Raw genomic sequence first — 23,654 nt, 5'->3', positions numbered from 1 at the left:
GCACCCATCCGAAAGGACCCCATGTCCACCGACACCCGACAGCCCGTCGTCCACCTGCGATCGCGCGCCGTGAGCGTCGTGATCGACCTGCACGACGGTCGCCTCCCGTCGATCGCGCACTGGGGAGCCGACCTCGGTCCGCTCGACGATGCGGAGCTCGCCGATGTCGTGCGCGGCGCGGAGCGGTTCGTCACGGAGAACGCCCCCGACCGCCCGACCCGCCTCGCGGTGCTGCCGGAGCAGAGCGAGGCCTGGCTCGGTCGGCCGGGCATCACCGGCAGCCGGGACGGACGCGACTGGTCGCCGCTGTTCACGATGGAGCCGGCGCAGGTGACCCCGCGCACGGTGACCGTCGACGGCGAGGACGCCGAGGCGGGCCTGGCGATCCGGATCGAGTTCGAGCTGAGCGAGGCCGGTCTCCTGCGTGTCCGCGCGACGCTCCGCAACGTCGCCGACGGCGTCTACCGGCTCGACGACCTGCATCTCGCGCTCCCGATCCCGGCTCGCGCCCGGGAGGTCCTCGACCTCGCCGGCCGGTGGGGCAAGGAGCGGACGCCGCAGCGCTCGCCGCTCCGGGTCGGCGCCTGGGTGCGCGAGGACCGCCGCGGGCGGACCGGGCCGGACGCGCCGCTCGTCCTGAACGTGGGCGTCCCCGGGTTCGGCTTCGCCACGGGCGAGGTCTGGGGCGTCCACGTGGGGTGGAGCGGCAACCAGCGACATCTGGCGGAACGGCTCTCGACCGGCGACCAGGTGATCGGGGGCGGCGAACTGCTGCTGCCCGACGAGATCCGCCTCGCCAGGGGTGACGCCTACACGAGCCCCTGGGTGTACGGCGCCCACGGGGACGGGCTCGACGCCCAGGCCGCGCTGTTCCACGAGCACCTGCGCGCGCAACCCGGCCATCCGGCACGGGACCGACCGCTCACGCTCAACGTGTGGGAGGCGGTCTACTTCGATCACGACGCCGAGGCTCTGATGCAGTTGGCCGAGGTCGCGTCCTCGCTCGGGATCGAGCGGTTCGTCCTCGACGACGGCTGGTTCCGTGGGCGACGACACGACCGCGCGGGGCTCGGCGACTGGTTCGTCGACGAGGAGGTGTGGCCTGACGGGCTGCAGCCGCTCGCCGACCGGGTCCGGAGCCTGGGGATGGAGTTCGGTCTGTGGTTCGAGCCGGAGATGGTGAACCTCGACTCCGATCTGGCCCGGGAGCACCCGGACTGGATCATGCAGACGGGCGGACGATTGCCGATCCCCGCCAGGAACCAGCAGGTCCTCGATCTCGGCCGACCAGAGGCCTTCGCCGCCGTCCTGGAACGGATGACCGCGATCCTGACCGAGGTCGACATCGCGTACATCAAGTGGGATCAGAACCGCGACCTCGTCGACGCCGGGTCGGCACCCGACGGTCGGGCCGGCGTGCATCGTCAGACGGCGGCCGTGTACCGGTTGATGGACGAACTCACGCGTCGGTTCCCGGAGCTGGAGATTGAGTCCTGCTCCTCCGGCGGCTCACGCGTCGACCTCGGCGTCCTCGAGCGCACGCACCGCGTGTGGGCCTCGGACTGCAGCGACCCGCTCGAGCGGCAGCAGATCAACCGCTGGACCGCCCAGCTGGTCCCCCTGGAGCGGCTCGGCGCCCACATCGCCTCCGGGCGCTCGCACACCACGGGCCGCTCGCACGAGCTGTCCTTCCGTGCGGCGACCGCGCTCTTCGGCCATCTCGGGGTCGAGTGGGACCTGCGGCAGGCGTCCCCGGCCGAACTGGAGGAACTGCGCGGATGGTTCGGGCTCTACCGCCGGACGCGTGACCTGTTGCACACGGGGAGGCTCGTGCGCGAGGACGTCTTCGACGACGCGCTCCAGATCACGGGTGTGGTGGCCGAGGACCGGTCCCGTGCGCTGTTCTCGCTCACGTTCCTCAGCCGCTCGGACGTCGCGAGGATCGGGCGGTTCACCCTGCGCGGTCTGGACCCGGAGCGTCGCTACCGGGTTCGGCCGTTGCGCATCGGTGAGCCGTCCGGCGGTCGCGCCGTGCCCGCCTGGTTCGGCGAGGAGGACGAGGTGGACGGCCCGCTCGCCGGGTGGACCGGAGTGGTCGCCTCCGGGGCGGTGCTGTCGCACTCGGGCCTCCAGACCCCGTCGTCCGCACCGGAACGGGCCTGGATCGTGGAGGTCTCAGCAGTCGGCGAGGACGGCGACGCGGGTAGCATCGTCGGATGTCGACCACGCGACCTCCCGAGATCCTCCGCCTGACCGCCTTCGCCGCCGAGCAGGGTGGTGGGAACCCTGCGGGGGTCGTCCTCGACGCCTCGGCGCTCACCGATGCCGAGATGCAGGCGATCGCCACCGAGGTTGCGTATCCGGAGACGGCGTTCGTCGTCGACCCGGGTGTCGACGGCGACGACCGCCACGTGCGCCTGCGCTACTTCTCCCCCGGTGCCGAGGTCCCGTTCTGCGGTCACGCGACCATCGCCACCGCCGTCGCCCTGGCTGAGCGCCGTGGCGTCGGACGCTTCGCGCTGGAGACGAACGTCGGGCCGCTCGTCATCGAGACGGCCTCCGACGCAGACGCCGACACGAACGGCGGCACCGGCTCGATCACCGCGTCGTTCACGAGCGTCGAACCCACCGTGCGCGGTCTCGACGCCGAGGTCGCCGATCGCCTGCTGTCGCTGCTCGGGCTCGAGCCTTCCGACCTCGACGAGCAGTGGCCGCTCCGCGAATCGTTCGCCGGCAACCGGCACCCGGTCGTCGCGGTTCGCGAGCAGGAGGTCTTCGACGCCTTCACCTTCGACCCGACCGCCCTGCGCACGCTGATGGATGAGCAGGGTTGGGCCGGGACGGTGACGGTCGTACACGATCACGGGATCGACGCGGACGGCCAGCTGCTCGTCGAGGCCCGCAACCTCTTCCCGGTCGGAGCCATCACCGAGGATCCGGCGACCGGTTCCGCAGCCGCCTCCTTCGGTGGCTACCTGCGGGCGCTCGGCCTCCTCACCCCGCCGGCTCGGATCCTCATCCGCCAGGGCCACCACGTCGGCGCGCCCAGTCTGCTGACGGTCGACGTCCCGGTCACCGGCGGCATCACCGTGACGGGGACGGCGCAGCCGATCGCGGGCTGCGACGAGTCGACGCGCTAGCATCGAGCCAGTCGCGGTCGGGCGGCCACCCACTGAAGGGGATGGACATGTTCACAGGCACCAGGTCGAACCGGGGGCGCACCGCAGTCCTCGGTGTCATCGGCGCAGCAGTGCTCGGGTTCGCCCTCGCGGGATGCGCATCCGGCGCCGAGGGCGGCGCCGACGCCTCGACCACAGCGCCTGCCGCCGAGTCGGGCGACGCTGTCGGTGTCGTCGGTGTCTGGGGAGACCCCGGCGCGCAGAACACCCCATCGCTGGTGTTCGCGGAGGACGGCAAGGTCACGGGGACCGACGGCTGCAACCGCCTCATGGGCTCGTGGACTGCCGACGGCGACACGGTCGAGTTCGCGCCGCTGGTGTCCACACGGATGGCCTGTGAGGGAGTCGACACCTGGTTGTCAGGCGGAGCGTCCGGCACCTGGACCGACACGAGCCTCGTCGTCCTCGACGAGAGCGGCACGGAGATCGGCACGCTCGAGCGCTCGGAGTGAGCGAGCCTACGGTGCTCGGGCCATGTGGTGCCCAGAGCGGGTGGGATCATCGCGTGAACGTGACGACGGGGTGCCCTCGGCGGGGATCCAGCGTCACCTCGGCCGCCACGCCGTAGACGTCCGCGATGAGCGCTGCGGTCAGCACCTCGCTCGGCGCCCCGGCAGCGACCACCCGGCCGGCCCGCAGCACGACGACCGTGTCGCAGTACATCGCGGCGAGGTTGAGGTCGTGGATGGCGATGACGGTCGTGACCGGGAGCGCGCAGACGAGGTCGAGCAGCTCCAACTGGTGTCGGATGTCGAGGTGGTTGGTCGGTTCGTCGAGGAGGAGCTCGCGTGGCTCCTGGGCGAGTGCCCGCGCGATCTGCGCGCGCTGACGTTCGCCTCCGGAGAGGGTGTGCCAGAGGCGGCCGGCTTGGTCGAGCAGGCCGACGTGGGCGAGCGCGCGGTCGACGGCGGTCTCGTCGGCTGCGGTGTCACCGCCGAGTCCTGAGCGGTGCGGGATCCGGCCGAGCCGCACGATGTCGCGCACCGTGATGTCGACGTCGGTGTCGGCGTGCTGCGTCACCGAGGCGACCGAACGCGCGATGCGCCGTCGACCGACCGACGCCAGGTCGACACCGTCGAGCGTCACGAGTCCGGCGGTCGGCTTCACGAGGCCGTGGAGCACCCGCAGGAGCGACGACTTGCCCGACCCGTTCGGACCCAGGAGGCCGACGGTCTGTCCCGGCTCCGGGTGCAGGGTCACGCCGTCGACGACGAGCGCGCCGCCGCGGTTCCAGGAGACGTGCTCTGCATGCAGGGTCATCCGCGCCTCCGTCTCCGCGCCAGCAGGGCGATGAAGACCGGCACGCCGACGAGTGCGGTCCCGACGCCGACCGGCAGCGGCGTCGGCGAGAATGCGACGCGCGAGCCGGCATCCACCCAGACCATGAAGATCGCACCGATGATCGCCGTGGCCGGGATGAGTCGCCCGTGACGGGGTCCGACGAGCAGGCGGGCGGCGTGGGGCAGGACGAGCCCGACGAAGCCGATCGCCCCCGCGACGCTCACCAGCGTCGCCGTGATGAGCGCCGTCGCGATGAGCAGGATCGCCCGCGTCCTCGCGACGTGGATGCCGAGCGATGCCGCGACGTCCTCACCGAAGGCGAACGCGTCGAGCGCATGGGCGTACCGGAGGCACAGGAGCGAGCCGGCGACGACGACGATCGCACAGAGTGCCACGTCGTCCCAACGCACGCCCTCGAGTGAGCCGAGCAGCCAGAACATCACGCCGCGCGTCTCGTCCGAGTCGGCAAAGGCGAAGATGATCAGCGACGTCAGTGCGGAAAAGAGTTGCGTGCTGGCGACGCCCGCCAGCACGACCCGGTCGGTGCCGCCACCCGACAGGCGGGAGAGCAGGAGCACGAGTCCGAAGGCGACGAGCGCGCCGATGAACGCTCCGCCGGAGAGGCCGATCGACGCCCCGCCGAGTCCGAGGATCCCGATCGCGACCGCCCCGGTCGACGCACCGGAGGAGATGCCGAGGATGAACGGATCGGCCAGCGGGTTGCGGAGGAGTGACTGCATGATCACGCCGCAGAGCCCGAGCCCGGCTCCGCAGGCTGCAGCGACGAAGGCTCGTGGCAGACGTTCCTCCCACACGATCGCGTCCTTCGACAGCTTCACCGGGATGTCGGTGACACCGAGGTGGTTCGCGACGATGTCACGCACGTTCACGAGCAGGATGTCCGCCGGTCCGAGTGTGATCGCCACGCCGACCGAGGCGAGGAGGAGGACCACGCCCGCGAGGACGAGCAGGCCGGTGATCGTCGCGCGGCGTGCGCGTGAGGCGGGTCGCCGTGCCGTGTCGCCACCCGTCACCGTGTCGCCACTCGTCACCGTCTCCGGGTTCAGAGCTCGTCCTCGTGCTCGACCCACCACGCCTTGATCTTCTCGAGGCCGTCGACGAAGCGGATGGACGGGTTCAGCTCGGCGCCGTGCAGGGCGATGTACCGCTGGTTGCGCACCGCGTCCATGGTCTTCGTGAGCGGGTCGGACTCCAGGAACGCGACCTTGTCGTCGAGGCGGTCGCCGGGGAACCGGTCGCGCTGCAGGTCGCCGAGGACGAGGACCTGTGGGTCGCGGTCGACGAGGTCTTCCCAGGTGGTGGCCGGCCAGTCGTCCTCGAGTTCCCCGAAGGCGTTGTCGAGCCCGGTGGTCGAGGCGAGCAGTGCGGCGGATCCGAGCCCACCGCCGACGTACGGGGTCTTCGTGTCGGCGAACCAGAACGCGACCGTCGTGCCGTCGAAGTCGACACCCTCGGTCGCCTTCGCGGCGCGACCCTGCAGCTCGGCGACGAGCGTTGCTGCGCGGTCGGAGACGTCGAAGACCTCTCCCATCTCGGTGATCTCCTGGTAGAGCGCGTCGATGGTGAGCGGGGTCGTGCGCGTCCCGCCGCCGTTGATGCTCGTGCCGTTGTCGCAGTCGGTGGGCGAGAGGTAGCTGGCGACACCGGTCTCGGCGAACCGCTCGCGTGGTGCGACGCCGCCCTCGTTGTAGTGGCGGCCGAAGGACGCGGTGACGAAGTCCGGGTCGGCTCCGAGGACGACCTCGTAGGTCGGGGCGTTGTCGGCCAGGCGCGGGACGTCGGCGTTCGCGTCGGCGAGTGAGTCGAGGACGGGGTCCGTCCAGGAGGCGGTGCCGACGATGCGGTCCTCGAGCCCGAGGGACAGCAGGATCTCGGTGGAGTTCTGGTCGAGCGAGACGACCCGCTGGGGTGCGGCGTCGATCGTGACCTCGGTGCCGCAGTTGTCGAGCGTGAGCGGGTAGTCGGTCGCGCCCTGCCCGGCGGCGGCGGTCGATGCGGGCTCGACCGCTTCGGACGCGCCGCAGGCGGACAGTCCGACGGCGAGTGCCGCGGCGAGGACGAGGCTGATGGCGGCGCGCTGGTGCACGTCGTCTCCTTCATTCGAGAGGCGGGACCTAGGAAGGATAGCCTTACCTGAGTGTCGGAGGCGAATCGGTCCGCTCCCACCACCGAACGCAGCTCAGCTCGGGTCGACCAGCCCATGGCATGCCGGGCAGCCCGCGCCGCTGTGGAGGTTGTCTCCCACAAGCGCGCGGGCCACGAGCATCAATCCACGGGCGAGACGCGAATGAGATTCCCGTCGGGGTCTGCAATCACGAAGGTTCGACCGAAGACGTCATCGTGTGGCTCCTCCACGACGCTGACGCCCTTGGCCTTCCACTCCTCGAACACCTGGTCGACGGCGGCCTCCGAACCGGGAACCATGAGCCCGACCTCGAACGTGCGCGGGGTGCTGGGCACCGCGTGTTCGTTGCGGCCGGTCCAGAGGGCGAAGAGCACGCCGGGAGCAACCGGGAAAGCGACGTACCTCGGGCTGGTGAAATCAGGTTCGATCGTGAAGAGGTCGCTGTAGAACGCGGTGGCAGCCTCAGCATCCTGGACCTGGATCAGAAAGAGGTTGGGTGCGGACATCGGGTGTCTCCTGTCGAGTAGTGCTTGCGGTGTCACACAAGCCAATCGCCCAATCACGCCACCTGTTGTCAGGTTTTACGAGAAACTTGTCCAATGAAAGCCGCCCGGCTGCTGAGCCTGCTTCTCGTCCTCCAAACCCGCCAACGCGTGACGAGCGTGGAGCTGGCGGAGCGCTTGGAGGTGTCGGTGCGGACGATCCTGCGCGACGTGGAAGCACTCTCGACGGCCGGCGTACCCGTCTATGCCGAGCGAGGGAGATACGGCGGCATCGTCCTCCTCCCCGGCGCGCGCCTGAATGCGTCCCATCTCGAACCAGCCGAAATGGATTCGCTCTCGCTCGCCGGCCTCGACAGCGTGCAGCGCGCACAACTGGGGATCACCGCCGCTCACGACATGGCCATTCGGAAGATCGCGGCCCGCCGTGCTGCGAACGCAGCCGGGGACACGAACCTTGCCGAACTCGTCATCGTCGACAACTCAGGGTGGCTCGCCGCAGAAACCCGCGACACCGACGTCGCAGATCTAGCGTTGACGTTGCGCTCTCGCCCACGGCTGCGAATCCACTACCGCCGAAGCGGTGCCGAGCACGCCACCAGTCGGGAAGTCGACCCGTATGGGCTCGTTTCGAAGTCCGGGCGGTGGTATCTCGTGGCCGATGACGATGGAACGGCGAAGCTCTTCAACCTCGAACGGCTTGAACACTATGAAGCCCTCCTCGAGCCCGCGGCGACACGACCCGATCAAGACTTGCGATCGGTCTGGGCCGAACTGAAGCACCGCTCCGAGGGCCCTGGGGAAGTCGAGGTTACGGTCAGGTTGCGAGGAACGCGCGTCGACCTCGCCCGACGCATCTTGGGCAGCCGTCTGCAAGCGACCGGATCAAGTGAAGACGGGTGGCACCTGTTCACGGTCAGCTACCCCGAAGTCGAGTCCGTACGCCAGCTCCTACAATTCGGCGATCACATCGAAGTGCTCGCCCCCGAACGCGCCCGCCAACGCATCGTCGAACTGGCAACAGATCTCATCAGCCGACACAACACACCGCCCGCCTGACGGTTCGCGTAGCGGCCGTAAACGTCAACGAGGGCTATCTACCGAGTGGAGGTTCCGACGACTCCCACATTCGCTGGAGCGCGGCGATCGCGGCATCGAACGCATCAGGTGGAAGATACGTCGGGCCGTCTGCGATGTTCACATTCCTGAGGGGATCGTCGGTCGCGTGCTGAGGGAGCAGGTGACAGTGCAGGTGGGGCATCCGGTGGCCCATGACGAGGTAGTCGATCTTCTTCGATCGGAAGACACCATCGATGACACGTGCCGCACATTGCACATCTGCCCAAAACCTCGCGAGCTGTTCTGGCGGGAGTTCCGACATGTCGACGACATGTTCTCGAAGGATCACGAGGCTGTATCCGGCGTGGTGTTGATTTCGAGCGAGCCGTACGTGACTCGTGCTGGTTGTCGCGATGAGGGCACTGTGCTCGTTCGTCGGCAAGTGTGCGTCCGCGCACATGCCGCATTGCTCGGCCGCCGTCAGCGCTTCCCATTCGCCATCCGACCACCACATGGCTTCCACGGTAAACGACCGATTGCAGCCGTCGCTGGAGACCGGGCAGTCTTGACCGATGGAAGATGAGCCGGCGGTCCGCTGGAACCACAACATCCACTACCACCGGCACATCCTCGATGTACTCCGAGACGCGACGACGCATAGTGCGACTGACGCACGTCCGTATGAGTGCGTCCTGAGTAGTTGCGCTCAAAATACTTCGGCAGCGCTCGTGACTGTTCTCAGTTACTAGCGTCACAAGGACGACCCTGCCCGACTAGCGAGGCTATCGTTTCCCGAGATCATCAGCTCGACCCGTCACGAACCTGCGAAGAACGGTTGATCTGGTAGCGGCCTGCCCACTGTTGAGGAACTACTCCGGGACGCGTTATGCAGGATTTCGCACGAGTATCGCTACGGCGGACATGACGGTCGCAAACGCCGCTGCTGCGGTCAGTATGGGAGTCGAGAGCTCAGAAGGCGCGAAGTACGACAGAGCGCCAACCAGAATTGCGCCCACGACACTGAGGATCCAGAAAGTCTTCTTCCGCAGCGTGCCTCGATTGACGCGGCGGGTAGCAGCTCGGATCAGCTTCGACGCCGACAATTCCGGGTATGCGTAGTCGCTTTGATCGAGGTACGGGAGCAAATCTGAAGCGTCGTGTCTAAATGGACGCTTCACCTCCAGTGAATGGAGCGGCGCACCACCGCGGGAGACAAGCCAAGCGACCGCGCCGGCCAGGGCAGTGTTGCGACAAGCAGTCACGTCAAACGCTGCCCCGGCTTGTTGCTCCTCATCCAGAAATTCTTTCAGGTCTGATTCAGCGACCGACCGATATGTAATCTGCAGAGAATACCAGTTCACCTCCGCGAGAAATGTTGCCATAGGTTCCGGGTTCACCAATGGAATCATTGTCGTTGCCTCAGTTGTAACCTTGAGGTATTTCGATTCGGATAAGCGATTCACCAAATCCTGTAGCCTTTTCTGAACCGCGTCACTCGAGGATCCAGATGGCAGCGTGGGTGGGTCTATCACCGCGACAACAAACTCGCGCACGTTTTGCCTCGCGTTGAAGGCGATGATATTGAAGTAAACATCCGGTTGTACGGAGGAAGCCAGAATTACGACCCTGCTAGGCATCGTTACCGCCACGACGTGTCTGGTTCTTACCATGAAGTTTCGCAAGATGCAGTTGTCGAGTCGCATCCGCTGCTGACGTACCAATGCCGCACGAAACGGTCCGACCTGTTGTTGTCTCGAACTTGGCGCGAAAACGCTGGACTAACGTGGGGTCGACCTCCGAATCTGTCACCGCCAGCACTTCGTCGCCAGCGGCGAAAATGATCCTCGCGCGAAAGGAGTATCGCAACTCCTCCGCGAGCCTTTCAATACCGTCTGATACCCGCGTGCTCACGAGGTGCGCGCCCGGAACATCCTCCTCTAGCAGACAGAGTTCGATGGCCGCGCCAACATCATCGCCGTCGAAGTAGAGGTATTGCCTCGGTGCACTGTCGATCACAGGTAGAGGGTACCGGCATCGGGCACAGAACCCTACATGCCCGTGTCACGGTGCAACTCAGTCACCTGGGCTTCCTTGTTGTTGCTCGTACGTCCTGGGTTCTTGCATCCAATGCAACCCAGGCAGATCCACCACCGACAGTTTTATTGCGTCTTCACGGCTCGCCATCCGGCCCTCAGCGCGGGTCGACGAGGCCCGCGCGGATGCCCCAGAGCACGGCCTGGAGGCGGTCACGCGCTCCCGTCTTCTGTAGGAGACCGGCGAGGTGGTACTTCACGGTGGTGGGTTCGACGAACAGGCGGTCGGCGATCTCAGCGTTGGAGAGTCCCTGCGCCAGGAGGTCGAGGACCTCGAACTCGCGTTCGGTGAGCGGCGACTCCGCCGGTGCCATCGTGGCCGCGGACGCCTCGCGCCGGCGCTCCGAGAACTCGCGCAGGATGCGACGGGTGAGGCGTTGGTCGAGCGTCCCCTCCCCTGCAGCGACGGATCGGATCGCAGCGAGCAGCGTCGCCTCGTCCGCGCCCTTCAGCAGGAAACCTGCTGCACCGGCCTCGAGCGCGGCGAACACGTCCGCGTCGACGTCGAACGTCGTGAGGATGAGGACGTCGGCGTCGAGCTCCGGGTCCGCCGTGATCGTGCGGGTCGCCGCGATCCCGTCCGTGCCCGGCATCCGGATGTCCATGCAGATCAGGTCCGGTCGCAGTTCCTTCGCCAACCGCACAGCGTCGGCGCCGTCGATCGCCTCACCCACCACCTCGATGTCGGGCTCGGCACCGAGGATCACCGAGAGGCCGGCGCGGACGACCGCCTGGTCGTCGGCGATGAGGAGGCGGATCATTGGTCACTCCGGTGCTGGTCGGGACGGTCGTCAGGACGGTGCTCATCGGGGATGGTGAGGCGGTTGCGCCACCCGCCGTCGTCCGTCGGCGCCGCGGTCAATCGCGCTCCGATGAGCTCGGCACGCTCGCGCATGCCCCAGAGACCGTAGCCGTCGCGCGACGGCGACGCAGGCCGGTGCGACGACGCGGCGTTCGTCACGGTGAGCTCGATCGCGTCCGCCTCGAACCGCACCGCCACACGGCAGACGGCTCCGGGCGCGTGCCGGGCGGCGTTCGCCAGCGACTCCTGGACGGTCCGGTACGCGGCCGTCTCCGCGAGCGGACCCAGCACACGAGGCTCTCCGGTCACGGTGTACGCGACGTGCTGCCCCCGTGACCGCGCCGCCTCGACGAGTTCCGGGATCGCCGCGATCGTCGGAGTGGTCGCCGGCCCGAGGGTCGATCCGTCTCCGCCGCCCTGGGCGTCCGCGTCGTCGCTGCGCAGCAGGCCGACCGTCCGCCGCAGGTCCACGAGCGTCGTCCGTGCGTCCGACTGCACCGTCTGGAGCATCTCCCGAGCGCGTTCCGGGTCGCGCTCCACTAGAGCGCTGGCCGCCTGCGCGCTGACGATGATCCCCGACAGGTGGTGTCCGGCGATGTCGTGCAGCTCCCGCGCGAGGGCGGTGCGTTCCGCGCGGAGGTCGTTCTGCACGCTGATCCGACGCTCGTTCTCGGCCATGCGCGCCTGGTCTTCGATCGCCGACAGCAGGCGCTCGCGACCCCTGGCGTACTCGGCGACACCGGCCGGGAGCACGTACTGCAACACGATGCGCGCAACGGCCGCGAACACGAGGATGAGCGGCTGCTCGGACGACCCGAAGATCATCGCGATGCCGCCGACCACCGTCGTCGCGACCGCGCCGGCCACCAGCGCGCGGATGACCGTCCGCCGCTCCTCGTGCCGAGCGAGCGCGTAGGTGGCGAGGATCACGCCGAACGAGCCGATCCCGAGTTCGCCACCACTGGACCCGAGGACCACGAGGTCGAGGAGGACCGCCACGCCGAACACCGCGACAGGGTGCCGACGCCGGAAGAGCAGGGCGATGGCCTGGAGCACGACCAGCCCCGCGTGCGCCCACGGTGACACCTGACCCGGCACGGCGTGCAGCTCGTCGACCCACGGGACGACCCCGAGGTACCCCACCGCGCCGGCGAGGACCAGGACCGGCGGGAGCGCCGAGTGCAGACGGGCCGCGAGCGGGGCGGGCCGTGCGGGAGAGGTCATGGGTCGAGTCAACCACGCCGAGCGCCGACCCCGGCGGGGGCCGGCGCTCGGCGTCCGGTGGGAAGTGATCATCACTCGCAGAGGGTCGCGTCGAGGGCGTCGACGACGATCCGGTACTGCTTCATCAACCGCTCGTTGTCGTCGGGCGAGACGACCGCCCACGGCAGGGAGGTGACGGCGATGGTGACGGCCGTGCCGTCGGGACCGACCGCGTTGCGCGTCTGGGTTCCGGGGATGTCGCCGCCATGGCCCCACGCCACGCCGCCGCAGCTCAGCGGGTAGCTCTGCAGGCCGAGCCCGTAGCCCGCTCCCGGCCACAGCTCGTCACCCGCCGGGACCGTGGTCTGCATCTCGGCGAGGGTCTCCTCGTTCAGGAGTTCACCGTCGAGCAGGGCCTTCATGAAGACGTTGAGCTCGTGCGGCGTCGAGACGAGCGCACCGGCGGACCAGGCGAACGAGGTGTCGAGGGCCGTGATGTCCAGGAGGTCGCCGACGGTCTTCGCGTGGTACCCGTGGGGGTGCTCACCGCGCAGCTCGCGTTCGCCCGGCGCCGGGAAGTAGGTGTGCTCGAGGTCGAGCGGCTTGACGATGCGCTCATCGATCTGCTGGGCGAGCGCCCGGTCGGTGACCTGCTCGACCATGAGCCCCAGCACGAGGTAGTTCGTGTTGCTGTACGCCCACCGCTCCCCCGGCGCGAACACGGCCGGCTTGGCGAGGGCGATGTCGAGCATGTCGCGGGGCGAGGTGTAGCGCTCCTGCGCGGCGAACGCATCGGCGGCGATCTGGTCGGCATACTCGGGGAGCCCCGCCGTGTGCTGGAGCAGCTGACGGACCGTGATGCGGGTGCCGTCGATGCCGTCGCCGGTGATGAGCCCGGGGAGGTAGGTGTCGATCGGGGCGTCGAGCGCGACCTTCCCCTCCTGGACGAGCTGCAGGACGACGGTCGAGACGAACATCTTCGTGTTGCTCGCGATCCGCACCTCGCCGTCGACCGGGGCCGGCTCGTCGGTCGCGAGGTCACCGATGCCGGCCGCGACGTCGATCGCCTCGCCGTCCGGTCCGATCACCGAGGCGAGTGCCGCGGGGTAGCCGGCGTCGACGAGCGACTGCATCCGGTCCTGCAGCGGGCCGGATTCGGAGCCGGGCCCAGCGGTCTGCTCCGTGGCGCTGGAACAGGCGCTGAGGGAGACGGTTCCGGCGAGCAGCGCGGCGGCGGCCGAGACGGCGATGATCGTGCGGTGACGGGTCTGGTGCTGTGTCTTGGTCTGAGTGTGGGTCTGGGTCTGGTCGTTCATGTGGGTGGTTCCTTTCAGATGTCGCGGCGCGAGAGCGCAGCGGATGCGGCCGCGGTGAGGGCGGCGGTGAGGGCCACGAGGGCGAGGATGACGACGATCGGTCCGAGCCCGTCCGTTCCGCCGTGGATGACGCCCTGGGCGAGGGCGACGGGCAGGAACTGGGTCCAGACCGGCACGATGCCGCCGGTGATCAGCTGGATCGAGGAGACGACGACCGGTTCGAGGATGAGGATCGCGATCATCGTCAGGACGCCGGCGAGCTGGGTGCGGACGATGAGTCCGACCGCGAGGCCGATGACCGACAGGGCGGTGACGGCGAGGACACCGAGCCCGAACCGTGCTCCGAGGTCCGGGAGACCGAGGACGAACGGCGTCCCGGTCGCGCCCAGGGTGATCACGAGCGTGACCAGGCTGACGAGGGCGAGCACGCCACCGAGGGCGGCGCCGACGAGTGCGACCGCGCCCGCCTTGGCTGCGACGATGCGGAACCGCTTCGGCGAGGCGAGGACAGCACCGACGATGCCGCCGTAGCGGTCGTCACTCGTGCCGGCGAGCACACCGAGCAGGGTGATCGCCAGGAGTGCGACGCCGATGGAGCCGCTGCCCATCGACGCACCGAGGGGGTTGAGCGCGTCGAGTTGGACGGCGCGGGAGGCGAGGTCCAGGACGGGGAAGTCGCTCCCGAGGGCGTCGAGGCCAGGGCCGATCTCGCCGTCGGCGAGGGCGGGCATGAGCGTGACGAAGGCGAGTTGCGTGACGATGAGTCCCACGACGGCGACCGCCGCGGTGACCTTCGTCGCGGTCGTGGTGACGAGTCCGATGAGTTCGGCGCGGAACATCAGCGCACCTCCCTGTTCTCGGTGAGTTGGGCCGTTCCGGTGACCTGGAGGTAGTACGCCTCGAGGTCGCCGCCCGATGCGGCGAGGATGTCGCCCATCGACGACTGGGCCACGACTCGCCCGTCGGTGATGACGACCACGTCGTCTGCGATGTCCTGGACGTCGGAGAGGAGGTGGGACGAGAGCAGGACCGTCCCACCCGCGTCGGCGAACGCACGCAGCCGGAGGCGGAGCCACTGCATGCCGGCCGGGTCCAGGCCGTTCGACGGCTCGTCGAGGATGAGCACGGCCGGCTCGCCGAGGAGAGCTGCGGCGATCGCGATGCGCTGACGCATCCCGAGCGAGTACCCGCCGGCGGGGCGGTCGGCGTCGCGTGCCATCCCCACCTCGGTGAGGACCGCGTCGATGCGGGCTGCGTCAACTCCGATCCGCGCGGCGGCGATGCGGAGGTGCTGCCGCCCGGTGCGAGTCGGGTGGAGTCCGCCCGCGTCAAGGACGGCGCCGACGGTGCGCGCCGGCTGCTCGAGCTCGCGGTAGGGGCGGCCGAGGATGAGGCCGTCCCCCGCGTCGGGACGGGCGAGTCCCAGCAGCAGCCGGATGGTGGTGGTCTTCCCGGCGCCGTTGGGGCCGAGGAGTCCGACGACCCGGCCGGGGTCGACGGTGAAGGACACGTCATCGACGCGCGGGCGACCGTGGAAGGTCTTGCGGAGCCCGCGAGCCTCGATGGGATGGGCGGTGGAGAGGTTCATGGCTCCAGCCTCGGCGCAAGCCGTTCCGGGCACCCCCGCCTGCCGCACAGTCCCGGGCTGGCCGAACGGACAGTGATCGACGACCTCTAGGCTGCTGGCATGGACACGACTGCTCGGATGCATGATCGACGTCACCGTCTCGCGCCGCGCGCGACCGTCGTGGCCGCGGTGGTCGCCGTGGTCGCCGGTCTGCTCGCCGGCTGCGCGTCGTCTCCTTCGCCGGACCGGACGACGGCTGCATCCGCAGCGGCATCGGACTCCGCCACCCGCTCGGGCACCGGTGAGATCCGCCACGAGCTCGGCCCGCTCACCGAGCGCTTCCCACAGCTCGCCTCCGCGCTCTCGGCGACCTGGATGTCGGGGACCATGGGTGACGAGCGGGTGCCGGGCCCGAGCACGTACTGGATCGACGCGATCGTCGTCCTGGACGAGGCCGGGTACGCGGAACTGCGCGCGCTCGCACCCGGTGAGGCGGGCTCGGACGCGGAGGCGGAGCTCCCGGACCTCGACCCAGGACTCGACGACGCGCTGCCGCCGGGACCGTTCGTGCGTTCGTCCGCTCTCGACGACGCCTTCTCACAGGACGGCCGCTCGACGCAGGTGCTCCTCGACGATGCGACCAGCTCGGTGATCCTCACCAGCCGGTTCCAGTAACGGGCGTGGGGCGTGCTGCCGCGTCCGCGGGCTCGCACGTTCTGCGGCGAATGACCACCGCTTCACAATCGCGGGCTCGCGGGTTTGACTGGACGCATGTCCGAACCAGCTGACACCACCGTCCCCGACAACTCCGACGACCGCATCGCGGTGCTCTTCGACATCGACGGGACACTCGTCGACTCGAACTACCTGCACGTCGACGCGTGGGATCGCGCGTTCGCCGATGCCGGCAGGCCGGTCGACGCGTGGCGCATCCATCGTTCCATCGGGAAGGACGGCGATGAGCTGCTCGAATCGCTGCTGGACGGTTCCGACGAGGTCGAGCAGTACGGCGATCGGGCGAAGGAGTTGCACAGCGAGTACTACCTTCAGAACACCTCCCGGCTGCGGGTGATCGGCGGTGCGCGCGAGCTGCTCGGCGAGTTGGCAGGCCGCGGGATCGCAGTCGTGCTGGCGACCTCGGCTCCGGAGAACGAGCTCGAGATCCTGCGGGACCTGCTCGACGTCGACGACGCGATCTTCGCGGCGACCTCGTCCGGCGACGTGGAGACCGCCAAGCCGGAGCCCGACATCGTCGAGGTCGCCCTCGATCGTGCGGGCGTGCCGGCGTCGCGAGCGGTCATGGTCGGCGATGCCGTCTGGGACATCGAGGCGGCTGCGCGGGCCGGCGTGGAGTGCATCGGGGTACGCAGCGGTGGCTTCGGTGAGCAGGAGCTCCGTGACGCCGGTGCGGTCGCGGTCTACGGTGACGTCGCCGAGCTGCTCGCGAACCTCGAGGACAGCCCGATCGGCAAGCTCGCGGGCTGACTGCGGGTGGGAACGCGGGCTTGAGCGCGGCTCAGCTCCGCGTGGCGCGGCTGCGGAACCAGCGGGCGAGTTCCTGCAGGGCGCGCATGGTGGCGGTCGGGTCGTCGCGGTCGAGGTCGTCGAAGGTGTCGCGGTAGCCGTCGAGCTCTGCGGCGGAGCCGGTGTCGGCGCGTTCAAAGCCCATGGTCCAGGCGGCGAACTGCCGTTCGCGGATGGGTTCCTCGAACATCACGCGGATGCCGGTGTGACGGGGATCGGCGGAGAGGGTGACCATCAGCTCACGGACGGCAGGCTCCGGTCCTTCGAGGACCTGCAGGAACCGGCCGTCGCGGTGGACGAGCATGCCGGTGAGTTGTTCGCGGGCGTTGTTCTCGCGGCAGACGGCGAGCAGGGCGGTGAGGTCGTCGTCGCTGAACGGCTGTGTCGCCGTGCTCGCGTACACGAGTGACAGCATCTGGTCTTCGTCGGTGCCCACGTTTGGAGCCTACCCGGCGGGGTGCGGAGGTGGTCCCGGAAGCCCTTCGACAGGCTCAGGGACCGAGACGTTCTGGGCACACCTCTACCGGTCACTGAGCCTGTCGAAGTGCCCACGAGGACCCCTCAACGCTCCGGGCACACCTCTCCCCGGCCACTGAGGCAGCGCACCCCGAGTGCCCTTCGACAGGCTCAGGGACCGAATCGGTTCCGGGTACACCTCTCCCGGTCACTGAGCTTGTCGAAGTGCCCACGAGGACGCCTCATCGTCCCGGGCATACCGCTCCCGCTCACTGAGCCTGTCGAAGTGCCCACGAGGAACCCATCGACAGGCTCAGGGACCGGTGGAGGTCAGAACGGTGCGGGATCGGGTTCTGTCCTGTGGTGTTTCCCGTCGGGTGTCGTCCACTCGAGGACCCCGCCGGGCGCGTGTTGGAGGTTCCAGCCGGGGAGGTGCTTCATCCGATGGTGATGTCGGCAGAGGCAGGCGAGATTGCCGACATCTGTCGTGCCGCCATCCTCCCAGGCGACGGAATGATCGAGGTCGCAGGCTCTGGCTCGTCTGCCGCAGCCAGGTGCCCGACAACTGCCGTCCCGGAGGCGCACTGCGCGTTGCAGGTCGGCCGGAACGCGGTATTGGTTCCGCCCCACTGAGAGGACTGCGCCGGTTTCCGGCTGGACGAGGATCCGGGTGAAGCTCGGCGCGTTCACCGCGATACGTGCGGCGGTCTCCGGGTCGATCGGACCGTACCCATCGAGCATGCCGGGTGCGTCGGAGACGCCGGCCATGCTCAGTGCCGGGACGGTGATCTGCACGGTCGGTTTGATGTGCTCCTGGACCTCGATCGGGTGCGGGAGGACCGGGCTCGACATCACGTCTTCCGGGGTCACACCGGCGAGCGCGAGCGCCGCGAGGGCGTCGGCCTGCAGTTGGGCGCAGGTGCGCGTGTCGCCGGCTGCGCGTGACTCGGCCGCGGCCGCCTCGACGCGCTCGATGATGCCCTGCGCGATCGGTGCTGTGGTGAAGAGGTGCACCCAGGCCATGCCGTCCGCAGCGGGTTCGAACTCCACCCGACGGTCTGCTTCTGATCGGACCGTGCGGGCGGTGATCGACTCGGGGTGGAGACGCTCGCGGAGCACGCGGGCGCGCCGACGGAGGTTTGCGTTGGTGGACTCTTCCGCAACCGGCAGAACTTCAGCAAGGAACACCGCCCGCCCCGCTGTCGGCACGTCACTGAGTTGGTCGATGATCGTCTGCGCGTGCCGGGCCGAGATACGGCCGGCCTCGAGTGATGCAAGCACGGCTGGTGCGTCGTTGACGAGGCGCTCGGCGTCGTTCGTCGCCCGCTGAACCGTCTGCTCGGGGGTGCGCGTCGCCATGGCGAGGGCCGCGCAGGTGGAACGGCGGGAGAGCGCCAGGCGCTCGGCCGGCGGGAAGATGGCCGGAACCGTGGCGTCGGCGAAAGCGTCCGCATAGGCGGCGGAGCGAGCGAGGAGGCGGGCCTCCTCGGCGTCGAGAGCAGCACGCCGACGCTGGATGTCCGCGTAGTGGTCCGAGAATTCCGCCAGCTGCGCGGCGTATTCGTCGCTCGCGCGGATCGCGGCGGCGGTGGTCTCGGTCATGGAACAAGTCCATCATGGACCACTGACATTCCAGATGCCTAGTGGGGGCGGTTGTGGAAGTTGCTCGTGCGCCCTTCGACAGGCTCAGGGACCGGCGAAGGGTGCTCGAGAAATGGGGTGAAGCCGGGTGCGCCTGTCCCGGTCACTGAGCTTGTCGAAGTGCCTGCGAGTACCCTTCGACAGGCTCAGAGGCCGGATGGGTGTCGCTGGTCTTGGACGCTTCCTCGTGGGCCCTTCGACAGGCTCAGGGACCGGGGAGGGCTGCTCGGAGACCGGAGTGAGTGCGGGTGCACCTCTTCCGGTCACTGAGCTTGTCGAAGTGCCTGCGAGTACCCTTCGACAGGCTCAGGGACCGGATGGGTGTCACTGGTCTTGGACGCTTCCTCGTGCGCCCTTCGACAGGCTCAGGGACCGGGGAGGGCTGCTCGGAGACCGGAGTGAGTGCGGGTGCACCTCTTCCGGTCACTGAGCTTGTCGAAGTGCCTGCGAGTACCCTTCGACAGGCTCAGGGACCGGATGGGTGTCACTGGTCTTGGACGCTTCCTCGTGCGCCCTTCGACAGGCTCAGGGACCGGGGAGGGCTGCTCGGAGACCGGAGTGAGTGCGGGTGCACCTCTTCCGGTCACTGAGCCTGTCGAAGTGCCTACGAGTGCCCTTCGACAGGCTCAGGGACCGGAGAGGGTTGCTCAGGTACGGGCGAGGGTTGCTCAGGGACCGGGGGCTCGGCGGCTCCCGGGCCATTCACCGGCCCATGAGCGCCTTCACGACGGCGACCGCGGCCGGCCCGTCGAGCGACGGATGACCGGCCCACTGGCCGCCGGTGACCGACACCTCCGTCTCCGGCAGCACCACCGTCGTGACGATCACCGCGGCGACACCGGTCTCGACCGTCGCGCTGTAAGCGGTCCCTCCGGCAGCCTCGATGGTCGCATCCGGGATCGGCGTGAGCCCGGCAGCGGCGAGCTCATCGGCCGACAGCGCCTCGCTCGATTCGGGCGACACGACGACCTCCACCGACCGGATGTCCGCCGCATCGATCGTCCCCTCCGGCGCCTCCCAGCCGCAGATGGTCCCGTACTCGTCCGCCCCGTTGTCCTCTCGTGCCACGAGTCCCTCGATGTACGGCGCGACGGCCGCCTCCACCGCCGCGCAGTCGACCTGCAGGGACGATCCGTCTCCCGAGCCCCCGCTCGACGTCTCCGCCGGCACCGACGCAGCGGGCGACGCACTGCCGGCGGAACCACCACCGGGCCCACCCCGCCAGTACACGCCGCCAGCGCGAGCACGATCGTTCCGGACACGAGAAGCGGCACTCCCACCCGCTGCAACAGACGCATGATGTCGACGATATGGGTTCCGGAGTAGTGTCCGGAAGAGACCGACGGGAGCAATTCGATGAAACCGACGACCCGCACCGACAGCGATCACGGCGACCACGCCGCCGACCACACCGCCGACCGCGACTGCGTCATCGCGGGTGGCGGTCCGGCCGGCATGGTGCTCGGCTACCTCCTCGCCCGGGCCGGCCTCCGCGTGACCGTGCTCGAGAAACACGCCGATTTCTTCCGCGACTTCCGCGGCGACACGATCCACCCGTCGACCATCACGTTGCTCGGTGAGCTCGGCCTGCGCGAGCGGTTCCTCCGGCTGCCGCTCAACCGGCTGCAGACGATGGACGCCGTGATCGACGGCATGCGGATGACGATGGTCGACTTCCGCACCCTGCCAGCACCCGACCGCTTCCTCGTCCTCGCGCCACAGTGGGACTTCCTGAACTTCCTCGCCGAGGAGGCCGCCGCGCTGCCGAACTTCGAGCTGCGTCTCCGCACCGAGGCGACCAGCCTGATCATGGAGCAGGGCCGGGTGCGTGGCCTGCACGCGACCACGACGACCGCCGACGACCCAGCGACCGGCACCGACCCGGCGACCAGCTCCTCCACCGACATCGAGATCCGAGCCACCCTCACGGTCGCGGCGGACGGACGCACCTCTGCCCTCCGCGACGCGGCCGGACTCATCCCCGACGAGAGCGGCGTCCTGATCGACGTCCTGTGGTTCAGCCTGCCGAAGCCGGCCGACCCTCCACCCCCGACCCTCGCCTACCTCTCGCCGCGCGGCATGGTGCTCACGATCGACCGGGGCGACCGGTACCAGTCCGGCATGGTCATCCGGAAGGGCGGCGCGGAGCTGCTCCAAGCCGAGGGCCTGCCGGCACTCCGCCGCCGGATCGTCGATGCCGCGCCCGTCCTGCGTCCGGTCGTCGACACCCTGACCGACTGGGACCAGGTCAAGCTCCTCTCGGTCCAGCTCAACCGCCTCGACCGGTGGCACCGCCCGGGCTTCATCGCCATCGGCGACGCAGCGCACGCGATGTCACCGATGTTCGGCGTCGGGGTCAATTACGCGATCCAGGACGCGGTCGCCCTGTCCAACGCGATCGCCGGCCACCTCGCCGCAGGGGACGCACCGTCCGAGGTCCTCGCGGCCGTCCAACGTCGACGTGAGCGGCCGGTCAGGATCATGCAGCGCATCCAGCGAGCGGGGCATCGGGTGATCTCCCGCACGACCACGGGCGCCCACATCGCGCCGCGGTGGGTGATCCGCCTCATGCGGCTCGCCGGACCCGTCGTCCGACCGCTTGCGGCGAGATTCATCGGGATCGGGCTCAGGCCCGAGCACGTCACCACCCCACAGCGCGAAGCGGAGAAGCGCGAGCGCGAAGCGTAGAAGAGCGGGCGCGGAGCCTCAACCTCCGACGACGGGACGGCCGCTGGTCGTAACGTGGACGCTGCAGACGCGACCTGAGCGTCTGCGCCGGCGCTGCTCCTCAACCTGGCGCCGGCGCGGCTGTGGGGCGCCGCTTCCGCAACGCCCCACAGCCGCCACCACGGACCTTCCTCCGCGCATCACTCGTAGCGGAGCGACTCCACCGGATCGGCCTTGGCGGCACGGGCGGCGGGCAGGGTGCCGGCGAGGAACGCGATCACCATGACGACCAGGACGATGATCCCGAGCGACACCGGGTCGAACGCGATGAGGTCGAGGCCCGGCAGGTCGGCGAGAAGCGATCCGGACAGCGCGGCGCTGATGCCGGTGCCGGCGAGCACCGCGATGCCGACGCCGATCGCACTGCCGAGGAAGCCGATGAACGCGGCCTCGAGGCTGAACAACCCGAAGACCTTCCCGCTACCCATCCCCATGGCCTTCATCAGCCCGATCTCACGGGTGCGCTCCTGCACGGACATGAGGAGCGTGTTCACGATCCCGAAGCTGGCCGCGAGGAGGGCGATGATCGCGAAGGCGTTGAGGACGAGGACGATCCCGTCGATCACCGTCTTGATGGTGCCGAGCTGGTCCGCGACGGTCGTGCCGGTGTAGCCCGCGTCGGCCAGTCGGTCCTTCAGCGCCGTGACCTGCTCGTCGGTGGCGTCCGCGCTGAACCGGATGGACGCCTGCGCGTACCGCTCGACCTGGTCGGACGGGACGCCGATGTTCTGCGTCGCGTAGAGGAGGTCGGTGAGCGCGGCGTTCGGCACGATCGAGGCACCGGTGGGCGAGGCGAGACTCTCCTCGGCGACTCCGACGACGGTCGCGTCCACGGTGTGCTGCGTGCGCTGCGCATCCGTGATCGCGACCGTGACCGTCTGCCCGACCGCGTCGGCGTCGCTTCCGAAGCCGAGCGGCTCCACATAGGACGTGGGGAGCACGAGCTGGAGCGTGTCGGTGTCGTCGTCGGGCTGTGCACCGTCCAGCAGCGTGACGCTCTGCCCGGAGATGAGTCCACCGACACCGACGACGTACTTCGTGCCGCCGTCCGACTCGATGTAGTCGGTCGAGATCGACTTCACGGCCTGCACGTCGAGGACGCCGTCGATCCCGCCGAGCTCGTCGAGATCGGTCGGTGTGAGGGCGACGACGGTCGATCCCGGCGCGCCGGCACCGGTGGAGGCGACCGCGTCCGGGTCGTACTCCTTCGGCCCGCTCGCCGTCGCACCCAACCCGCCGCCGGTGTCGGCCGTCTTGGTGACGGTCATCGTGTCGGACGCGCCGACGCTCGACACCGTGTCGTCGATGTAGGCGTTGATGCCGGTGCCGAGCCCGTTGGTGAGGGTGAGGGTGAACGCTCCGACGAAGATCGCCAGGATGGTCAGGATGGTCCGGGTCTTGGACCGGAACGTGTTCGCGACGGCGGTCCCGATGAGGTCGACGGTTCTCATGCGGCCACCGCCTCGTCCTCGACGAGCAGTCCGTCGCGGATGAGGATCCGCCGATCGCAGCGTGCCGCCAACTCCTCGTCGTGCGTGACGACGATCAGGGTGATGCCGCTCTCCCGGTTGAGGGAGAAGAGGATGTCCTCCACGACGGCACCGGTCGCCGTGTCGAGGTTGCCGGTCGGCTCGTCGGCGAAGATGATCCGCGGGTTGTTGACGAGCGCGCGGGCGATCACCGTCCGCTGCTTCTGCCCGCCGGAGAGGTTCACCGCGCGGTTCCGCGCCTTGTCCTCGAGCTGGAGCTGGGCGAGTGCGGCGAGCGCCCGGCGACGTCGGTCACCGCGGCGGACGCCGGCGATCTTCATCGGGAGCAGGACGTTCTCGAGCACCGTCGCGTTGGCGGTGAGGAAGAACTGCTGGAACACGAACCCGAAGGTCTTGTTCCGGGTCGTGTTGAGGCGGCGACCGCGGAGGGTGCTCGTGTCGACCCCCTCGAGTTCGACGGTGCCGGAACTCGGTGCGTCGAGGAGCGCGAGCACGTGCATGAGCGTGGACTTGCCGGAACCGCTCTTCCCGACGATCGCGACGCTCTCCCCGGCGTGGATGTCGAAGCTCACCCCCTTCAGTGCGTCGAACCGGTTCTGACCGCGACCGTAGGAACGCCGGACGTCCCGGACCGAGATGATCGGCGGCGCTGTGGTGCTCTGCATGATGT

General features: G+C 69.0%; 24 protein-coding genes. 7 read left to right on the top strand and 17 right to left on the bottom strand.

Annotated features, from left to right (window positions below; translation table 11 throughout):
• Positions 1–21 precede the first annotated feature (21 nt).
• Genes FGL15_RS10795 through FGL15_RS10785 form a run of 3 tightly spaced genes read left to right on the top strand, consistent with a single transcriptional unit; the run spans position 22 to position 3,631 of the window.
• The gene (locus tag FGL15_RS10795; protein ID WP_138946035.1) at positions 22–2,253 is read left to right on the top strand and encodes an alpha-galactosidase; all 2,232 of its coding nucleotides are present in this window, start codon (positions 22–24) and stop codon (positions 2,251–2,253) included.
• On the top strand, positions 2,217–3,140 hold the full coding sequence (locus FGL15_RS10790) for a PhzF family phenazine biosynthesis protein (protein ID WP_138946034.1): 924 nt from the start codon (positions 2,217–2,219) through the stop codon (positions 3,138–3,140). The genes FGL15_RS10795 and FGL15_RS10790 overlap by 37 nt, the downstream gene beginning before the upstream one ends.
• Positions 3,141–3,187: 47 nt before the next feature.
• On the top strand, positions 3,188–3,631 hold the full coding sequence (locus FGL15_RS10785; protein WP_138946033.1) for an META domain-containing protein: 444 nt from the start codon (positions 3,188–3,190) through the stop codon (positions 3,629–3,631).
• A 46-nt stretch (positions 3,632–3,677) separates the two neighbouring features.
• Here FGL15_RS10785 and FGL15_RS10780 read toward each other — a convergent pair whose 3' ends face one another.
• The 4 genes from FGL15_RS10780 to FGL15_RS10765 form a co-directional block, all read right to left on the bottom strand.
• Positions 3,678–4,439, bottom strand: a complete 762-nt coding sequence (locus FGL15_RS10780) for an ABC transporter ATP-binding protein (RefSeq protein ID WP_138946032.1) — start codon at positions 4,437–4,439, stop codon at positions 3,678–3,680.
• On the bottom strand, positions 4,436–5,494 hold the full coding sequence (locus FGL15_RS10775; RefSeq protein ID WP_168223451.1) for an iron chelate uptake ABC transporter family permease subunit: 1,059 nt from the start codon (positions 5,492–5,494) through the stop codon (positions 4,436–4,438). Before FGL15_RS10775 ends, FGL15_RS10780 begins: the two co-directional genes overlap by 4 nt.
• A gap of 29 nt (positions 5,495–5,523) precedes the next feature.
• Positions 5,524–6,567: an ABC transporter substrate-binding protein gene (locus FGL15_RS10770; RefSeq protein ID WP_205858604.1), complete on the bottom strand. Its 1,044-nt coding sequence runs from the start codon at positions 6,565–6,567 to the stop codon at positions 5,524–5,526.
• Positions 6,568–6,746: 179 nt separating this feature from the next.
• Positions 6,747–7,112, bottom strand: coding sequence for a VOC family protein (locus FGL15_RS10765; protein WP_138946031.1), 366 nt, complete (start codon positions 7,110–7,112; stop codon positions 6,747–6,749).
• A 93-nt stretch (positions 7,113–7,205) separates the two neighbouring features.
• Between FGL15_RS10765 and FGL15_RS10760 the strand changes: the two genes are divergently transcribed.
• A complete protein-coding gene (locus FGL15_RS10760) occupies positions 7,206–8,165 on the top strand; it encodes a YafY family protein (protein ID WP_138946030.1) in 960 nt (319 codons plus the stop codon).
• Between the two features lie 34 nt (positions 8,166–8,199).
• On the opposite strand, the gene FGL15_RS10755 is transcribed toward FGL15_RS10760, so the two are convergent.
• The 8 genes from FGL15_RS10755 to FGL15_RS10720 all read right to left on the bottom strand — a co-directional run bounded on the left by FGL15_RS10755 (position 8,200) and on the right by FGL15_RS10720 (position 15,167).
• Positions 8,200–8,775 carry an HIT family protein gene (locus tag FGL15_RS10755; RefSeq protein ID WP_138946029.1) on the bottom strand — a complete coding sequence of 192 codons (576 nt, stop codon included), beginning with the start codon at positions 8,773–8,775 and terminating at the stop codon, positions 8,200–8,202.
• 274 nt (positions 8,776–9,049) lie between these two features.
• Positions 9,050–9,814, bottom strand: coding sequence for a hypothetical protein (locus tag FGL15_RS10750; protein ID WP_138946028.1), 765 nt, complete (start codon positions 9,812–9,814; stop codon positions 9,050–9,052).
• Entirely contained in the window at positions 9,795–10,181 is a 387-nt protein-coding gene (locus FGL15_RS10745; RefSeq protein ID WP_138946027.1) for a mCpol domain-containing protein, read from the bottom strand. The genes FGL15_RS10750 and FGL15_RS10745 overlap by 20 nt, the downstream gene beginning before the upstream one ends.
• 175 nt (positions 10,182–10,356) lie before the next feature.
• Positions 10,357–11,019 (bottom strand): response regulator transcription factor, encoded by a 663-nt coding sequence (locus FGL15_RS10740; RefSeq protein WP_138946026.1) that lies wholly within the window; start codon positions 11,017–11,019, stop codon positions 10,357–10,359.
• Positions 11,016–12,284: a sensor histidine kinase gene (locus FGL15_RS10735; protein ID WP_168223370.1), complete on the bottom strand. Its 1,269-nt coding sequence runs from the start codon at positions 12,282–12,284 to the stop codon at positions 11,016–11,018. Before FGL15_RS10735 ends, FGL15_RS10740 begins: the two co-directional genes overlap by 4 nt.
• 71 nt (positions 12,285–12,355) lie before the next feature.
• Positions 12,356–13,579 (bottom strand): serine hydrolase, encoded by a 1,224-nt coding sequence (locus FGL15_RS10730; RefSeq protein WP_138946024.1) that lies wholly within the window; start codon positions 13,577–13,579, stop codon positions 12,356–12,358.
• Between the two features lie 14 nt (positions 13,580–13,593).
• A complete protein-coding gene (locus FGL15_RS10725; protein ID WP_138946023.1) occupies positions 13,594–14,418 on the bottom strand; it encodes a hypothetical protein in 825 nt (274 codons plus the stop codon).
• Positions 14,418–15,167, bottom strand: a complete 750-nt coding sequence (locus FGL15_RS10720) for an ABC transporter ATP-binding protein (RefSeq protein WP_138946022.1) — start codon at positions 15,165–15,167, stop codon at positions 14,418–14,420. Before FGL15_RS10720 ends, FGL15_RS10725 begins: the two co-directional genes overlap by 1 nt.
• A gap of 99 nt (positions 15,168–15,266) precedes the next feature.
• On the opposite strand from FGL15_RS10720, the gene FGL15_RS10715 reads away from it, so the two are divergent.
• Both FGL15_RS10715 and FGL15_RS10710 read left to right on the top strand, forming a co-directional pair.
• The gene (locus tag FGL15_RS10715) at positions 15,267–15,821 is read left to right on the top strand and encodes a hypothetical protein (protein ID WP_138946021.1); all 555 of its coding nucleotides are present in this window, start codon (positions 15,267–15,269) and stop codon (positions 15,819–15,821) included.
• Positions 15,822–15,917: 96 nt separating this feature from the next.
• Positions 15,918–16,631 (top strand): HAD family hydrolase, encoded by a 714-nt coding sequence (locus FGL15_RS10710; protein ID WP_138946020.1) that lies wholly within the window; start codon positions 15,918–15,920, stop codon positions 16,629–16,631.
• 31 nt (positions 16,632–16,662) lie between these two features.
• Here FGL15_RS10710 and FGL15_RS10705 read toward each other — a convergent pair whose 3' ends face one another.
• The 3 genes from FGL15_RS10705 to FGL15_RS10695 all read right to left on the bottom strand — a co-directional run bounded on the left by FGL15_RS10705 (position 16,663) and on the right by FGL15_RS10695 (position 19,937).
• A complete protein-coding gene (locus tag FGL15_RS10705) occupies positions 16,663–17,106 on the bottom strand; it encodes a BLUF domain-containing protein (RefSeq protein WP_240773506.1) in 444 nt (147 codons plus the stop codon).
• A 350-nt stretch (positions 17,107–17,456) separates the two neighbouring features.
• Positions 17,457–18,728 (bottom strand): HNH endonuclease signature motif containing protein, encoded by a 1,272-nt coding sequence (locus tag FGL15_RS10700; RefSeq protein ID WP_138946019.1) that lies wholly within the window; start codon positions 18,726–18,728, stop codon positions 17,457–17,459.
• Between the two features lie 741 nt (positions 18,729–19,469).
• On the bottom strand, positions 19,470–19,937 hold the full coding sequence (locus tag FGL15_RS10695; protein WP_138946018.1) for a hypothetical protein: 468 nt from the start codon (positions 19,935–19,937) through the stop codon (positions 19,470–19,472).
• 186 nt (positions 19,938–20,123) lie between these two features.
• Here FGL15_RS10695 and FGL15_RS10690 point away from each other — a divergent pair, with 186 nt between their 5' ends.
• Positions 20,124–21,455: an FAD-dependent oxidoreductase gene (locus FGL15_RS10690; protein ID WP_138946017.1), complete on the top strand. Its 1,332-nt coding sequence runs from the start codon at positions 20,124–20,126 to the stop codon at positions 21,453–21,455.
• 179 nt (positions 21,456–21,634) lie between these two features.
• On the opposite strand, the gene FGL15_RS10685 is transcribed toward FGL15_RS10690, so the two are convergent.
• Both FGL15_RS10685 and FGL15_RS10680 read right to left on the bottom strand, forming a co-directional pair.
• Positions 21,635–22,945, bottom strand: a complete 1,311-nt coding sequence (locus FGL15_RS10685) for an ABC transporter permease (protein WP_138946016.1) — start codon at positions 22,943–22,945, stop codon at positions 21,635–21,637.
• Complete coding sequence (locus FGL15_RS10680) at positions 22,942–23,649, bottom strand: ABC transporter ATP-binding protein (protein ID WP_085511157.1); 708 nt, start codon at positions 23,647–23,649, stop codon at positions 22,942–22,944. The genes FGL15_RS10685 and FGL15_RS10680 overlap by 4 nt, the downstream gene beginning before the upstream one ends.
• Positions 23,650–23,654: the final 5 nt, after the last annotated feature.

This window comes from Plantibacter sp. M259 (assembly GCF_006065115.1).
GTDB classification, from domain to species: Bacteria; Actinomycetota; Actinomycetes; order Actinomycetales; family Microbacteriaceae; genus Plantibacter; species Plantibacter auratus.
The sequence above is the reverse complement of the archived record's forward strand: the minus strand, read 5'-3'. Positions and strand labels throughout refer to the sequence as shown.

What these genes read in the sequence shown, in the direction of transcription:
- FGL15_RS10795 (WP_138946035.1), top strand. Translation starts at nt 22, where the DNA reads ATGTCCACCGACACCCGACAGCCCGTCGTCCACCTGCGATCGCGCGCC.
- FGL15_RS10790 (WP_138946034.1), top strand. Translation starts at nt 2,217, where the DNA reads ATGTCGACCACGCGACCTCCCGAGATCCTCCGCCTGACCGCCTTCGCC.
- FGL15_RS10785 (WP_138946033.1), top strand. Translation starts at nt 3,188, where the DNA reads ATGTTCACAGGCACCAGGTCGAACCGGGGGCGCACCGCAGTCCTCGGT.
- FGL15_RS10780 (WP_138946032.1), bottom strand. Translation starts at nt 4,439, where the DNA reads ATGACCCTGCATGCAGAGCACGTCTCCTGGAACCGCGGCGGCGCGCTC.
- FGL15_RS10765 (WP_138946031.1), bottom strand. Translation starts at nt 7,112, where the DNA reads ATGTCCGCACCCAACCTCTTTCTGATCCAGGTCCAGGATGCTGAGGCT.
- FGL15_RS10760 (WP_138946030.1), top strand. Translation starts at nt 7,206, where the DNA reads ATGAAAGCCGCCCGGCTGCTGAGCCTGCTTCTCGTCCTCCAAACCCGC.
- FGL15_RS10755 (WP_138946029.1), bottom strand. Translation starts at nt 8,775, where the DNA reads ATGTTGTGGTTCCAGCGGACCGCCGGCTCATCTTCCATCGGTCAAGAC.
- FGL15_RS10740 (WP_138946026.1), bottom strand. Translation starts at nt 11,019, where the DNA reads ATGATCCGCCTCCTCATCGCCGACGACCAGGCGGTCGTCCGCGCCGGC.
- FGL15_RS10735 (WP_168223370.1), bottom strand. Translation starts at nt 12,284, where the DNA reads ATGACCTCTCCCGCACGGCCCGCCCCGCTCGCGGCCCGTCTGCACTCG.
- FGL15_RS10730 (WP_138946024.1), bottom strand. Translation starts at nt 13,579, where the DNA reads ATGAACGACCAGACCCAGACCCACACTCAGACCAAGACACAGCACCAG.
- FGL15_RS10725 (WP_138946023.1), bottom strand. Translation starts at nt 14,418, where the DNA reads ATGTTCCGCGCCGAACTCATCGGACTCGTCACCACGACCGCGACGAAG.
- FGL15_RS10720 (WP_138946022.1), bottom strand. Translation starts at nt 15,167, where the DNA reads ATGAACCTCTCCACCGCCCATCCCATCGAGGCTCGCGGGCTCCGCAAG.
- FGL15_RS10715 (WP_138946021.1), top strand. Translation starts at nt 15,267, where the DNA reads ATGGACACGACTGCTCGGATGCATGATCGACGTCACCGTCTCGCGCCG.
- FGL15_RS10710 (WP_138946020.1), top strand. Translation starts at nt 15,918, where the DNA reads ATGTCCGAACCAGCTGACACCACCGTCCCCGACAACTCCGACGACCGC.
- FGL15_RS10700 (WP_138946019.1), bottom strand. Translation starts at nt 18,728, where the DNA reads ATGACCGAGACCACCGCCGCCGCGATCCGCGCGAGCGACGAATACGCC.
- FGL15_RS10690 (WP_138946017.1), top strand. Translation starts at nt 20,124, where the DNA reads ATGAAACCGACGACCCGCACCGACAGCGATCACGGCGACCACGCCGCC.
- FGL15_RS10685 (WP_138946016.1), bottom strand. Translation starts at nt 22,945, where the DNA reads ATGAGAACCGTCGACCTCATCGGGACCGCCGTCGCGAACACGTTCCGG.
- FGL15_RS10680 (WP_085511157.1), bottom strand. Translation starts at nt 23,649, where the DNA reads ATGCAGAGCACCACAGCGCCGCCGATCATCTCGGTCCGGGACGTCCGG.